This window comes from Streptomyces sp. NPDC001920 (assembly GCF_053594495.1).
The window spans coordinates 61,634-75,359 of record NZ_JBSFEP010000004.1; the positions used below are offsets into that span (position 1 = coordinate 61,634).

The window sequence follows — 13,726 nt, forward strand, 5'->3', positions numbered from 1 at the left end:
GGCGCGGCACGACCGCGTCAGCGCATCCAGGCGCTGTACTCCATCACGTCCCCGGCCTCGACACCGTACTCCGGCTGGTCCGCGGTGAAGGTGGTCTCCAGGCCGAGGACCGTACCGGTGGCGGGGTCGAGGACGAGCATGCGCCGGACGCCGGAGCTTTCGTACACGTACGCCTGCCCCCGCCTTCCCAGCCGGTCCGTGACCTGCCCGGCCGGCCGCAACCCCTCGGTGTCGGCGAGGAGTCCGGCGAGCGCGGTGGTCTCGCGGACGCCGAGGGTCCAGTGGTCCAGCAGCACCCGGACGGCGTCCAGCAGTCCCGCCGCGTCCATCGGCTCGTCGCTGTACCGGGTCTGCTGGAGGTAGGCGCGCAGCCCGGCGGCGTCGTGCGGCGGCGGTGACTTTGGCGGGGCGTCGCTCCAACTCGGCGGGTACGTCCGCCTGCTGAGGACGTGGCCGTCCTCGACGAGACGCGGTTCGCCGTCCGTCTCCCGCAGCACCGGCCGGCCCGGATGCCTCGGGTCGGTCGCCACCACCAGCTCGGTGTGGCTGTCGTCGGCGTGCCAGCGCACGATGCGTTCCTCGGGGAGGGTGATCGGCGGCTTGTCCTCGCTCATGCCGAGGCTCCACGACTGCACATGGGTGCCCTTGCGCAGGGCCGGTGACCCGTCGGCCGCGGCCGCCGCCGCCCGCCGTGCCACGGCGTCGAGGGCTACGGGGGTGGAGTCGGCCTGGACGACCAGCGGGCGGGGCGCGGCGACCGCGGGCGCGGTGGTGGGTGCGGTGAACAGCAGCGCCGACACCAGTGCGGCGACGACCGCCGAGGCCGCGAGGCCCCATGCCAGGCGGGTACGGCGGCCAGGGGGTGTTTCGAAGGCCCTGTGCGGTGCTGCCCGTGGTGTCCGGTGCGCGCTCTCGGTGTGCCGGACGGAAGCCCTCGTACGGGGTGCGGCCGGGGTTTCGGCCGGTCCGGCGAGAGGGCGTGCCGGGTGCCGTGGGTGCTGTGCGGGACGTCCGAAACGCCCCCCGGGCTCGGTGGGACTGTCGTGCAGCAGCCGGTCGAGGTGGCGTTCGGCGCGGTCGTCCAAGGGTCCGTCGGCGAGGTAGGTGCCGTCGGCCGGCACGGGGTCGGCACGGCGCAGGAGTTCGAGTTCGTCAGCCATGGCCGTGTTCCTTCGATGCGGTCGCGGGTGTCATGCGGTCGATCTCGGATCTCAGTCGTCGGCGGGCGCGGTGCAGCCGCATCGCCGCGGCCCGGCTGCCGCAGCCGAGGACGACGGCGATCTCGTCGACGCCGAGTTCCTCCCAGGCAGCCAGCCGCAGCACCTCCTGGTCCGCCGGGGAGAGCCGGGCGAGCGCCTCGTGCACCCAGGCGCCCGGTGACTCGGCGTCGGGACCGGCCTCGATGTGCCGGCCGTGTGCCGTGTCGTCGTTGCCGAGCCGGTCCACCAGCCGTCGCCGGCGCCCGAAGCCGCGTACCGCGTTCGCCAGGCAGTTGCGTGCCACGCCGTACAGCCAGGGCAGCGGGGCGGCCGGGAGGTCGTCCCGGCGCCGCCAGGCGACGGTGAACACCTCCGCCACCACTTCCTCGACCTCACTCATGCGCCCGTCCAGTCGCCGCGCGACATAGCGGCTGACCGCCCAGTAGTGCTCGCGATAGGCAGCGGCGAAGATCTCGTCGTTGCTCATGTTCCGTCCGTGTCCGGCACCCGCCGGATCGTCACACCCTTTTCCGTGATTCTCGTCGCGCCCGGCAAGTGTGACGTCCGGGCGGTGGGCGGACACAGGCGGGGCGTGAAGAGGATCAGAGACATCGAGAGCGTCAAGGCCGTCCGGTGGTTGACGACCACCGACCACAAGACGATCGGAACGCTCTATTTGGTCACGTCGTTCGCGTTCTTCGTGATCGGTGGCGTGATGGCGCTGCTCATGCGCGCCGAGCTGGCCCGGCCTGGTCTGCAGATCATGTCGAACGAGCAGTTCAACCAGGCGTTCACGATGCACGGCACGATCATGCTGCTGATGTTCGCGACGCCGCTGTTCGCCGGCTTCGCGAACTGGATCATGCCGCTGCAGATCGGCGCGCCGGACGTGGCCTTCCCCCGGCTGAACATGTTCGCCTACTGGCTGTACCTCTTCGGCTCGCTCATCGCGGTCGGTGGCTTCCTCACCCCGCAGGGCGCGGCCGACTTCGGCTGGTTCGCCTACTCCCCGCTGTCGGACGCGGTCCGCAGCCCGGGCATCGGCGCCGACATGTGGATCATGGGTCTGGCCTTCTCCGGCTTCGGCACCATCCTCGGCTCGGTCAACTTCATCACCACGATCATCTGCATGCGCGCCCCCGGCATGACGATGTTCCGCATGCCGATCTTCACCTGGAACGTGCTGCTGACCGGTGTGCTGGTCCTGCTCGCCTTCCCGGTCCTGGCCGCGGCGCTGTTCGCGCTGGAGGCGGACCGCAAGTTCGGCGCGCACATCTTCGACTCGGCCAACGGCGGAGCGCTGCTGTGGCAGCACCTCTTCTGGTTCTTCGGCCACCCGGAGGTGTACATCATCGCGCTGCCGTTCTTCGGCATCATCAGTGAGGTCATCCCGGTCTTCTCCCGCAAGCCGATGTTCGGCTACATGGGTCTGATCGCGGCGACCATCGCGATCGCGGGTCTGTCCGTGACGGTGTGGGCGCACCACATGTACGTCACCGGCGGTGTGCTGCTGCCGTTCTTCGCCTTCATGACGTTCCTCATCGCCGTACCCACCGGCGTGAAGTTCTTCAACTGGATCGGCACCATGTGGAACGGTTCACTGTCCTTCGAGACCCCCATGCTGTGGGCAGTCGGCTTCCTCGTCACCTTCGTCTTCGGTGGTCTGACCGGCGTCATGCTCGCCTCGCCGCCGCTGGACTTCCCGACGTCCGACACCTATTTCGTGGTGGCCCACTTCCATTACGTCATCTTCGGCACGGTGGTGTTCGCGATGTTCTCCGGCTTCCACTTCTGGTGGCCGAAGTTCACCGGCAGGATGCTCGACGAGCGCCTTGGCAAGATCACGTTCTGGACGCTGTTCATCGGCTTCCACGGCACCTTCCTGGTCCAGCACTGGCTGGGCGTGGGCGGCATGCAGCGCCGGATCCCCGACTATCTGGCGGTGGAAGGACTGACGGCCCTCAACACGCTGTCGAGCGTGTTCTCCTTCGTGCTGGGACTCTCCCTGCTGCCGTTCTTCTACAACGTGTGGAAGACGGCCAGGTACGGCAAGCCGGTCGGCGCCGACGACCCGTGGGGCTACGGCCGCTCACTGGAGTGGGCGACGTCCTGCCCACCCCCACGGCACAACTTCGTGGCGCTCCCCCGGATCCGGAGCGAGTCCCCGGCCTTCGACCTCCACCACCCCCTCGTGGGCGCCGAAGCCCCCGCCCCGGAGCGGAAGTTGACGAGCCGATGACCGCCATGGAGGAGTCGCGCACGCTGATCAACGACATCGAGGGCCATCTGCTGCTCGCCGCGGCCCGGGCCGAGGGACGGGCGGCGGCCGCCCGGGTCACGGACCCGCTCGACTGGCTGACAGACGGTCAGAGGACGTTCCTGCAGGATCGTTTCGAAGCGGAGTACCTCGTACTCGCCCGTGACTCCTGGCAGCGCACGGCGGTGCGGGCCGGGACCCTGCGGAACGAGTACGAGGAGGTCTACCGCGGCCTGCGGCGCCGGCTGCTGGCCGGCTGCCTGCTGGGGTGGGTCGTGACGGCGGCCGTGGGCGTCGTGGTGGTGTGCCTGACCCAGGCCACCGCGACGTGACGGCCCGGCCCCTCGCGTCTCGGCCATTGCGGTCCCGTGGACGGGCCACCCTTCGCCACCGCGGTGCACACGGTGCCGCGCGCCGCCATACTGGCCGGGTGCGCGTAGCGGTCATGACGGCGGGCTCCCGGGGTGACGTGGCTCCCTACACCGGACTCGGGCACGCCCTGGCCCGGGCCGGGCACGAGGTCACCCTGGTCACGCACGGCAGCTTCGAGGAGTTGGTGACGCGAGCGGGTCTGCGGTTCCGTCCGCTGCCGGTGGACCCGCGGGCCGAGTTGGAGTCCGCGCGCGGGCGGCGCCTGCACCGCAGCGCCACCGGCGTGGGCAAGCTGGTGCGCGTGGTGGCGATGGCGCGGAGCCTGGCCGGGACGATGACGGACGACATGCTCGCGGCCGCGCGGTCCAGCGACCTCCTGCTCCTGGCGGGCTCCACCGCACCTCTGGGCCGTGCCATCGCCGAGGGCCTGTCGCTGCCGAGTCTCGACCTTCCTCTGCAACCCCTCGCACCCACACGGGAGTTCGGGCCGCCGATGCTCGGTGGCGGGTCCTGGGGCGGCCTCGGCAACCGCCTGGCCGGGCACGGTGTGAACCTGGCCGTCGAGCGCGTCTTCTCAGCGGCCGTACCGCAGGTGCGGGCGACGCTCGGACTGCCCCGTCGCGGCTCCCGCGGCGCGCGAACGGGTCGCGCGCTGCACGGTTTCAGTTCTCTGGTCGTGCCCCGCCCTCGCGACTGGCGACCGGGCCTGGAAGTGGCGGGTTACTGGTGGCCGTACGACGGTGACGCTCAACTGCCCGGCGAGCTGCGGGACTTCCTCGACGCCGGCCCACCGCCGGTCTTCGTGGGCCTCGGCAGCGCGACCGTGCCCGATCCGGCTCGGCTCAGCGCCGAGGTCGTCGGTGCGCTGCGCCGGGCCGGGCTGCGCGGGGTGATCCAGCGGGGCTGGGGTGGCCTGGAAGGCGCCGGGGACGACGTCCTGACCATCGGCGAGGTGGCGCACTCCGTGCTGTTCCCGCGGGTGGCCGCCGTGGTCCACCACTGCGGTGCGGGCACGACGGCGGCGGGGCTGCGCGCCGGTGTGCCCGCGGTGCCCGTACCGATCCAGTTCGACGAGGGCTTCTGGGGCGCTCGCCTGGTGGCGCTCGGCGTGGCGCCCCGGGCCGTGCCGCTGAGGACGTTCTCGGCACAGGCCCTCGCGAGGGCATTGCGCGATGCGACCGGCGACCTTTCCTACGGCCGTCGTGCCCGGGCCCTCGCCGCGGGGCTGGCCGCCGAGGACGGTGTGGCCCCTGTCCTCGAAGCGGTGAACCGGCTCGGCGGCTGAGCCCGCCGGCTCCCGCCCCCGACGACCCGCCTCACCCCGGCACGCGCGTCCTCGGGTCAGGGCCGTCCGCGCGCCGCTCCCCCGCCTCACACCCCGCCCGGCCCCGGCGCCGTCGGCTGCAGGATCCCGAGCAGGATGCGGACGAGTTCGTCGACGACCTCGTCGAGTGTCGCCTCCACCCAGCCCGCGCTCCAGTCGTGCAGCAGCCCGTTGACGCTGCCGATGAAGGCCGTCACCGCGAGTCGGTAGTCGCGCGGCGCCGCCTCGCCGCGGGCGACGGCGGCCGCCGCTTCGGCGCAGACGAGTTCGACCCAGCGCGCCCGGCGGGCGAGGCGCTGCTCCTCCAGACGTGGGCTGACGCCGATGATCTCCACGAACGTGATGCGGATGCGGCGCGGGTCGGCGGTGACGTTCGCGGCGTACGCGCGGAAGATGAGCGTGGCGCGCTCGGCGAGCGGCAGGCCCTCCGCGTCGGCGACCGCGGTCAGGACGGCTTCTTCCGCCCACGCGTTGACCTGGAGGTGGAGGGCGGCGAGGACGTCCTCCAGGGTGCGGAACTCCTCGTAGAACTGGCGTGTCGACAGGCCCGCGGCCTCGCTCAGCGCCGCGACGGTCGTGCCCCGGTAGCCCGGGTGGTCACCGAACAACCGCAGTGCTGCGTCCAGGAAGCGGCGGCGCCGCTCGGCCTGCCGTTCCTCGGCCGACTTGCCGCCGTAGCGGCCGGTGGGCGCCTTGAGCCTGCCCGTCACACTGTCCTCCCGCCACCTTGCCGACCCGACGGCCAATTTTGTCGTGTCCGCTCTCTTGTGGAGAAGGGCACCCCCTCCTTACTTTTCAGTAAGTTGATTCTGAAAGCAATGGTGTTCAGATTCTTCCCCATCTGCTTTGGCATGCCCAGTTCATGAGACCCCACCTCAGAGGAAGAGAGCAGTCATGCCTGCCATCCGACCCAGGCACCTGTGCTCCGTAGCCGCCGCCCTCGCCCTGACCGTCGCAGCCGCTCCCGCCGCCACCGCCGCCGACTCCTCCGCAGCCGCCCTGCGCGAGGTGCTGATCGTCGGCAACAACTGGGACGGGACGGCCGATGTCATCAAGTCCTCCGGTGACTTCGGGAAGATCGGCCGTATCGACGTCGTCCCCGACAAGGACGAGCGGATGGCGGCGATCAACGCCGACCCGATCAAGTGGATCTACTTCATGGCGATCCGCAACAGCGTCGGGGAGGGCCACGACCAGTTCGTCGACGACATGTACTCCACCCCGGACGGCAGCGCGATGGTCGTCTCCCGGCCGAGCTTCGCCGACGTGGTCTCCATCGACCTCTCCACCGGTGCCATCAACTGGCGCTTCCCCGTGTCCGGTTACCGCGCCGACCACATGGCGGTCTCCCCCGACGGCAAGCGGGTCGCGGTGTCGGCCTCGACCTCCAACACCGTGCACGTGCTGGACATCTCCACCGGCAAGGAACTGGGCAGGTTCGCCACCGGCGACAAGCCGCACGAGAACATCTTCACCCAGGACGGCAAGTACATCTACAACATGGCGATCGGCGACGTGAACACGCAGACCGACGCCCCCTGGCTGGACTGGACGAAGGGTGACCGGCGCGTCACCGTCGTCGACGCGACCACGTACAAGCAGGTCAAGGTCATCGACATGCGCCAGCGCCTGGACGCCCTCGGCCTGAAGGACCACTCCGACGCGGTGCGGCCCGCCGTGTTCTCGCCCGACGAGTCGAAGCTGTACTTCCAGGTGTCGTTCTTCAACGGGTTCTTCGAGTACGACCTCGCCACCGACAGGATCACCCGCACGAAGACCCTGCCGAAGAACCCGGCGACCAGCGACGACCGCACCACCTTCGTCAACGACTCGCGCCACCACGGCATGTCGATGAGCCCCGACGGAAGCAAGCTGTGCGTGGCGGGCACGATGGACGACTACGCCACCGTGGTCGACCGCGCCACCCTCCAGGAGGGCCCGCTCGTCACCGCCGCCAAGCCCTACTGGGCCACGGTCAGCGGTGACGGCAGGTCCTGCGTGGTCTCCGAGAGCGGCACCGACCAGGTCACCGCCATCGACTTCGCCACCGGTCGCAAGCAGGTGTCGGTTCCGGTGGGCGACCACCCGCAGCGGGTCCGCCTGGCCCGGGTGCCGGCCGGCTGGACCGGCCCGTCCGCGGGCTGATCAGCCCAGGGTCTTCAGGACCGCCCCCACCCCGTCCTCGGTGGCCATGTGCCGCGCGGCAGCCGAGGCGGCGCGAGCGTACGTCTGCTGCCGTACGGCCTTCCCGAGGGCGTCGGCGAGCCGCTCGGCGGTGAGGGACGCGAAGGGGATCGGTTCGGTGGCCGCGCCGATCCCGGCGAGCCGTCCCGCCCAGAACGGCTGGTCCGCCGCCACCGGCACCGGGACCGCGGGCACCCCGGCGCGCAGGGCCGCCGCCGCGGTGCCCGCCCCGGCGTGATGCACCGCCGCGGCCACCCTCGGGAACAGCAACGCGTGCGGTACGTCGCCGATGGTCAGGACGTCGTCACCGGCCACCGCGAGTCCGGCACTGCCCGCCTGGACGATGCCGCGCAGCCCGGCCCGGCGCAACGCCCGCACGGCGACCTCACCGAGCCGCTCACCGTGACCGGCGGCCATGCTGCCGAAGCCGATGAACACCGGGCGCGCCCCGGCCGCCAGGAAGTCCTCCACCTCCTGGGGCAGCCGTCGCCCGGGGGCGACGTACGGCCACCAGGTGCCGACGACGTCGAGCCCCGTGCGCCAGTCCGACGGGCGCGGCACCAGCGCCGTGCTGAAGCCGTGCAGGACGGGCCGACCCGCTTCCTCCTGACGTCGCCGCATCGCGGCGGGGCCGAGCGGGGGCAGCCCGAGGCGGTGGCGCAGCGCGGTGACCGCCTCGGCGTAGACACGGTCGGCCATACGCAGCGCGAAGCGTCCGGCGAGCCGGTTGCCGGCGCGGCCGAAGGAGCGGACGGCCATGATGTTGGGTGGGAAGTCACCGGTCGGGGCGGTGGGCTGGAGGTGCACACCGGTCGCCGGAATGTCCAGGGCCTCGGCCAGGTGCCAGCCGAGCGGTGCGGTGGTGGCCGACAGCAGGAGCAGGTCCGTGTCCCGGTCCACGGCGTCGGCGAAGCCCCGGCCCAGCTCGGTGACGAACGCGGCCGCGGTGCGCATCAGTTCACGCCTGCTCTCGATGCCTCCTGGGGCCTGCGGCCGGGCGGGCAGCGGCCTGAATCCCAGGCCGGCCTCCCGGACCAGCGGCGCGAAGGTGTCGGTCGTGGCGACGGTGACGTCGTGCCCGGCCTCGCGCAGGCCCGCCCCCAGGCCGGTGTAGGGGTCGACGTCGCCGCGGGATCCGGCGGCGGCGATCAGGATTCTCATCCGTTCTCCTCCTGGTCGGCTCGGCGGGCCGCGTTCGCGTGGACGGCCTGGCGCAGATAGCCGGCGAGACCGGGCCGCTGCTGCGACGGCGGCACGACGAGCGCGAAGGCACGCGGGTCGGCGGCGAAGTCGTCGGCGATGCGCCGGTGCATGTCGGGCGGGCAGGTGGTGAACCAGCGGGCGATGTGCAGCCGGTGCTCCTCGGCGAGGTCCATGGCCCGCGCCCCGTGGTACGGCTCGCCGTCGTCGAAGGCGGCGAGGAGTTCCGCGCGCCAGGCGGCGGCCTCGCCCATGAGCTGCCGCCAGTCCTCCTTGGTGTGGGCGGCGGCACGGGCCATCGACTCCTTCTGCCCCGCCGAGTCCTGCCACTTCAGCTGTGCCTCGGTGGCGTAGCTGAGGTCGAAGGCGATCTCGCCGAAGACCTCGAAGCGTTCGGCGGGCGTCAGCTCCACCCCCGTCCGCTGGACCTGGATCGCCTGCTCGGCCACCTCGGCCAGGCGCTGGAGCCGGCCTATCTCCTCGCTCAACCGCCGCAGCCGCGCCTGGAGATGCTCCAGGGCGTTCGCCTGCGGGTCCTTGAGTATCTCGGCGATCTCGTCGAGGGAGAAGCCGAGTTCGCGGTAGAAGAGGATTTGCTGGAGCCGCGCGAGATCGGCGTCGCCGTACAGCCGGTAACCGGCGCCGCTGCGGCCACCCGGCGAGAGCAGTCCCGCCCGGTCGTAGTGGTGCAGCGTGCGCACGGTCACCCCGGCGAAGGCCGAGACCTGTCCCACGGAGTAGCTCATTTCACGTGCCCTTTCGTCGGGCTCCAGGGTGCGGCCTGACGTAAGGGGAGGGTCAACCGGGCTACTTTCCGATCGTTCGCGCGGCCCACGCGGTGAGCTCGGACCGCGCGGCCTCCAGGCGGTCGGCCGACGGGGCGCTCGTCCCGTTCGTCACCAGCGCGTAGTGCAGGGCGCCGGAGTCGGTGTCGGTGAGCAGCAGCCGGCGGCTTCCCGTGCCACCAGGTTCGGCGGCCACGCCGACCGGTGCCGTCGAGGCGTACGATGGCGGCGCGTGCACCGCCGCCAGGTCGGAGACCACCGTGGTGGACCCGGTCGGGAAGGACGCCGGAAGGTGCAGTTCGGTGGGCGCGGAGCCGTCGTTCGAACGCCACACCAGCAGCGCGTACTGACCCGTTGCCACCAGCCGTGCCACGTTCGGCAGGGAGCTGGGCACCGGGTTCCAGGTCAGTGTCGTGCCGCCGTCCCGGGAGCGGTCCTCGTAGGTGAAGGCGACGGTGGTGCCGGACGTGGCGCTCGGGTAGACCCGGTCGAGCAGCCGGGCGTCCTGGCGCAGTACCGGCGTTCCGGAGTCGTCGAGGCGTACGGCGGACAGGTCCTCGTCGTTCCAGGCGTCGCCGGCGGTGAGGACCTTGTCGGGGTTGCCGTTCATCAGCTCGCGGTGGCGTCCGTTGTAGATGTCCCACTGCCACTGCGAACCGGAGAGCACCGGGCCGGAGCCGGTCGGCTTCGACCACCAGCTCGCGCCGGGCACTCGGGAGTCGAGGGCCTGGTACATCGCCTTGAGCACGGTGGGCGCCTTGTCGGAGACCGGCCCGGCGAGCGGGTGGCCGAACTCGCTGACGATCGCCGGTGTCCTGGCCGCCGTGGCGCGGTCGCGGAGGGCTCCGAAGTCACCGGCGTACTGGCCGTCGGCGGCCTTGCCCCACATGAAGACGCCGGAGATGGCCTTCTGGTCGTAGAAGTGGGTGTTGAAGACGTACCGCGGCCCGAGCGTACCCGCGTCGAGCAGCCCGCCCTCCTGCCGCTGGAAGTCGAGGTTGGCGTTCCAGAACAGGTTCGGCTCGGCGAACAGCGGCTTGTCCTGCCACCCGGCCGCGTCCATGCGGGCCCTGAACCTCTCGTAGAACGGCCACAGGACGTCGTGTTCCCAGGTGCGGCTGGTCTGGCCGGAGTCGTGGACTCCGGCGTGCGGTTCGTTGTAGGGGTCGAAGCCGACGACGCCCGCGAACTGCGCGGCGGACGTGTGCTGTCTGACGTACGCCATCGTCTTCTCGGCGGTGGCGAGGAACGCGTCCTGCAGGCCGTGCTCGTTGTGCCAGAAGTCGTACGACGCCTGCTTCACGGCCTCGTTCTGGGTGATGTTCTGGCCCCAGAAGAGGCAGATGCCGCAGGACTCGTCCGGGTGGTCGCCGGCGTCCACGGCCCACTTGGGGGCGCCGTCGCCGGTGTACCAGCTGTCGGGGTCGAACAGGTGGCGGGAGTAGAGGTCCTGGTGGAAGTCGGGGTAGACGCGGATGCCCGCGTCCAGGAAGGCGCGGATCTGGGCGGTGGCGGCGGCCAGATACGCGGTGTCCACCGTGCCGCGTTCGGGTTCCGCGTACGCCCAGGAGAGCAGGAAGCGGATCGAGTTGCCGCCACCGAGGGCGCGCAGCGCGGTGGCGGACTTCTTCGCGTCGGCCACCGAGGCGAAGGGCAGACCGCCGTTCTCGGCCAGCTTGGTCTCACCGGAGACGTTGTAGCCACGCAGCACGACCTCGCGGCCGTGGCCGTCGGTGAAACGGCCGTTCTGCACGGTGAGGGGTGTTTCGTCGAACCAGAGGGAGCCGGGAAGGGGGGCGGCGGTGGCGGGAGAGGGGCCCGCCACCGTCAGGGATCCGAAGAGGACGACCAGGACGACGAGCAGACGCGTCCGTATGTTCGGCATGTCCACTACAGTCCGGTGATTTCAGGACACAGTCAACACCGCTGACTCGTGAGTAAGTTCCGGCTCGGCCGTCTCAACCGCCCACTCTGCGCGTCAGGTTCAACAGGTACTCCTTGCGGTTCAGCGGATTGAGGTCGCTGCGGCGGCGCTCCGGGACCGTGCCGCGCGGGGCGGGCGCGTAGTGGTCGAAGGCGCTCTCCAGTTCGCCCTCACCGCGGGTCAGTCCGGGCAGCTGCTGCTCCAACTCGTGCACGTGGGCCGCGGGCACCGAGCCCTCCAGCACGCAGGAGGCGCCCCGGGTCTCGGTGGTCTGCGGCACCGCGCGCAGCCTGGCCAGCACCGGCAGCAGCGCCGCCAGGGTGTCGGCCGGGGCCTGGACGCGGAACCGGTGCAGGGGCTCGTGGACCTCGGTGCCGGCCCGGCGCAGGGCCTCGACCAGGACCAGCGGGGTCAGCCCGCGGAAGTCGTAGCCGGTGCTGGACATGCTCTTGTCGAAGCCCTGATGGGCGTGGCTCTGGCGGGGCGCGTAGCCCGAGTGGGTCATGGTCACCGTGCAGTCGGGGATCTGCCAGCCGTGCAGTCCCTGGCCGAGGGTCTCGCGCACGGTGTCCTCGACGGCCTTGAAGAAGGCGTACGGCATCGAGCCCAGCTCCACCTCCAGCCGGAAGTCCACGCCGGACCCCGTCGGCGCCGGGTCGACGCGCAGGCCGACCGTCGCGAGGAAGGGGTTGTCGTCCTTCTTCTTGAACTCGACCGCCGCACCCGAGCCGACCGGCCGCTCCACGCACAGCGGAGTCGTCCCCCGGAAGGTGACGTCCAGACCGAACTCGTCGGCGAGGGTGGCCTGGATGACCTCCTTCTGCACCTCGCCGTAGAGGGAGACGAAGGTCTCCTGCCGGATCTCGTCGTGACGCAGGTCGATCAGCGGGTCCTGTTCGGCGAGCCGGGTGAGGGCTTGGTGCAGCGCCCGCCGGTCCGTGCCGGCGGCCGGGACGACGACCGTTTCGAGGGTGGGCGGGGCGAAGAACTGCCCGAGGGCCTTGCGCGGTTCGCCGATCGCGTCGCCGATCCTGATGTCCGTCAGCCCCCACAACCTGGCGATCCGCCCTGCGGGGACGGCATCGCAGCGGACGTCCGTGCCCCGGTCGAAGACGCTGATGGCGGTGATCCGGCCCTCGGCGCGTACGTCGCCGGGTCCGTCGGTGCGACCGGACGCCTGTGCGGTCCGCGGTCCGCCGTGGGTGCCGAAGGGGACACGGTCACGGGTGCGCAGCGTCCCGGAGAACATCCGGGCGTACGCGACCTTCTCCCCCGCCGGCCCTCGCTCGACCTTGAAGACGGTGGCGGAGAGCGGCCCTTCCGGGTCGTCGTCGGCCGCGGGCAGCAACTGCCTGATGCCCTCGACGAGCGCCCCGACGCCGGCGCCGGTGACGGCGGAGCCGAAGTACACGGGGTGGACGAGGGCGCGCCGCGTCTGGTCCGCGAGGGCTGCGTTCAGGCGGTCGCGCGTCACCGTGCCGTCGACGTACGCCGCCACCAGTTCGTCGTCGTGGTCGGCGAGGACGTCGAGTGCCGACGGTCCGAGACCGGGGGTGAAGCGGGCGTCGCGGGTGCCCAGGCCCTCGGCCGTGCCCATCGGCACGACATCGGCCGTCAGCCGCTCGGCCACCGCTTCGAGGACGGCGTCGTACCGCGCCCCGCGCCGGTCGATCTTGTTGACGAAGACCAGGGTGGGGATGCGCAGCCGCTGCAGCGTGCGCATCAGGATCCGGGTCTGCGGCTGGACCCCCTCGACGGCCGAGACGACCAGCACGGCACCGTCCAGCACACCGAGGACCCGCTCGACCTCGGCGATGAAGTCCGGGTGGCCGGGGGTGTCAATGAGGTTGACGGTCACGTCGTCGAGCTCGAACGAGACGACGGCGGACTTGATGGTGATGCCGCGCTGCCGCTCCAGCGCGAGGGAGTCGGTCCGTGTGTTCCCGGCATCGACGCTGCCGATCTCGTCGATCACGCCCGCGGTGTGCAGCAGGCGTTCGGTCAGGCTGGTCTTACCGGCGTCGACATGGGCGAGGATCCCGAGGTTGAGCATGTGCACGAAGCGTCATGTCCTTCGATGAGGGGGTCGTTCCTTCCTGGGGGGACATGAACGCAGTGCGCATTACCGCTCCTTTGTGTGTGACGACGGGTCTCTTCGAGTTCAGCAGGACCGCCCCCGCACGGGCAACGGATTTACCGCGAGGGCACCACCTGGAAGAAGTCGCGGTTCACGGCGATCGACCGCTCCGACTCCTCCGGGACGTGCTCCTCGGCCTAGATCGCTTCCACCGGGCGACCGGTTCACAGGCGCTGAGGCAAGCACCGACAGCGCGTGACCCGGGGCGAAGGCCGGTCCGCCGGTGACCGGTGCGGCTTGCCCACCTGCCGGGACGGCGATGCGAGGGGCGGCGGCGGTGCTTCGCGGAGCAGGCCCGGCGCCTGGCAGCCGCGGGGCTCGTACGGTGATCACGCCCCGTTCCA

At 71.2% G+C, this 13,726-nt stretch carries 11 protein-coding genes; 4 read left to right on the top strand and 7 right to left on the bottom strand.

Translation table 11 applies throughout. From position 1 onward, the window contains the following. Positions 1-17: 17 nt before the first annotated feature. A complete protein-coding gene (locus ACWCPI_RS07815; protein ID WP_451037253.1) occupies positions 18-1,160 on the bottom strand; it encodes a CU044_5270 family protein in 1,143 nt (380 codons plus the stop codon). Then, positions 1,153-1,686: an RNA polymerase sigma factor gene (locus ACWCPI_RS07820; RefSeq protein WP_451037254.1), complete on the bottom strand. Its 534-nt coding sequence runs from the start codon at positions 1,684-1,686 to the stop codon at positions 1,153-1,155. The genes ACWCPI_RS07815 and ACWCPI_RS07820 overlap by 8 nt, the downstream gene beginning before the upstream one ends. Positions 1,687-1,791: 105 nt before the next feature. Between ACWCPI_RS07820 and ctaD the strand changes: the two genes are divergently transcribed. The 3 genes from ctaD (at position 1,792) to ACWCPI_RS07835 (ending at position 5,113) form a co-directional block, all read left to right on the top strand. Next, complete coding sequence (gene ctaD, locus ACWCPI_RS07825; protein WP_451037255.1) at positions 1,792-3,438, top strand: aa3-type cytochrome oxidase subunit I; 1,647 nt, start codon at positions 1,792-1,794, stop codon at positions 3,436-3,438. Next, positions 3,435-3,788: a hypothetical protein gene (locus tag ACWCPI_RS07830; RefSeq protein WP_451037256.1), complete on the top strand. Its 354-nt coding sequence runs from the start codon at positions 3,435-3,437 to the stop codon at positions 3,786-3,788. Before ctaD ends, ACWCPI_RS07830 begins: the two co-directional genes overlap by 4 nt. A 113-nt stretch (positions 3,789-3,901) precedes the next feature. After that, complete coding sequence (locus ACWCPI_RS07835; RefSeq protein ID WP_451037574.1) at positions 3,902-5,113, top strand: glycosyltransferase; 1,212 nt, start codon at positions 3,902-3,904, stop codon at positions 5,111-5,113. Between the two features lie 86 nt (positions 5,114-5,199). Here ACWCPI_RS07835 and ACWCPI_RS07840 read toward each other — a convergent pair whose 3' ends face one another. After that, a complete protein-coding gene (locus ACWCPI_RS07840) occupies positions 5,200-5,862 on the bottom strand; it encodes a TetR/AcrR family transcriptional regulator (RefSeq protein ID WP_451037257.1) in 663 nt (220 codons plus the stop codon). Positions 5,863-6,046: 184 nt separating this feature from the next. Between ACWCPI_RS07840 and ACWCPI_RS07845 the strand changes: the two genes are divergently transcribed. Then, positions 6,047-7,297 (top strand): YncE family protein, encoded by a 1,251-nt coding sequence (locus tag ACWCPI_RS07845; RefSeq protein ID WP_451037258.1) that lies wholly within the window; start codon positions 6,047-6,049, stop codon positions 7,295-7,297. Here the strand turns inward: ACWCPI_RS07845 and ACWCPI_RS07850 are convergent, their stop codons facing one another. The 4 genes from ACWCPI_RS07850 to ACWCPI_RS07865 all read right to left on the bottom strand — a co-directional run bounded on the left by ACWCPI_RS07850 (position 7,298) and on the right by ACWCPI_RS07865 (position 13,304). Further along, positions 7,298-8,497 (bottom strand): glycosyltransferase, encoded by a 1,200-nt coding sequence (locus tag ACWCPI_RS07850; RefSeq protein ID WP_451037259.1) that lies wholly within the window; start codon positions 8,495-8,497, stop codon positions 7,298-7,300. It lies immediately after the preceding gene. Continuing rightward, entirely contained in the window at positions 8,494-9,282 is a 789-nt protein-coding gene (locus ACWCPI_RS07855; protein ID WP_451037260.1) for a MerR family transcriptional regulator, read from the bottom strand. Before ACWCPI_RS07855 ends, ACWCPI_RS07850 begins: the two co-directional genes overlap by 4 nt. Positions 9,283-9,343: 61 nt before the next feature. After that, positions 9,344-11,206, bottom strand: coding sequence for a cellulase family glycosylhydrolase (locus tag ACWCPI_RS07860; RefSeq protein WP_451037261.1), 1,863 nt, complete (start codon positions 11,204-11,206; stop codon positions 9,344-9,346). A gap of 73 nt (positions 11,207-11,279) precedes the next feature. Beyond that, positions 11,280-13,304: a GTP-binding protein gene (locus ACWCPI_RS07865; RefSeq protein WP_451037262.1), complete on the bottom strand. Its 2,025-nt coding sequence runs from the start codon at positions 13,302-13,304 to the stop codon at positions 11,280-11,282. Positions 13,305-13,726 lie beyond the last annotated feature (422 nt).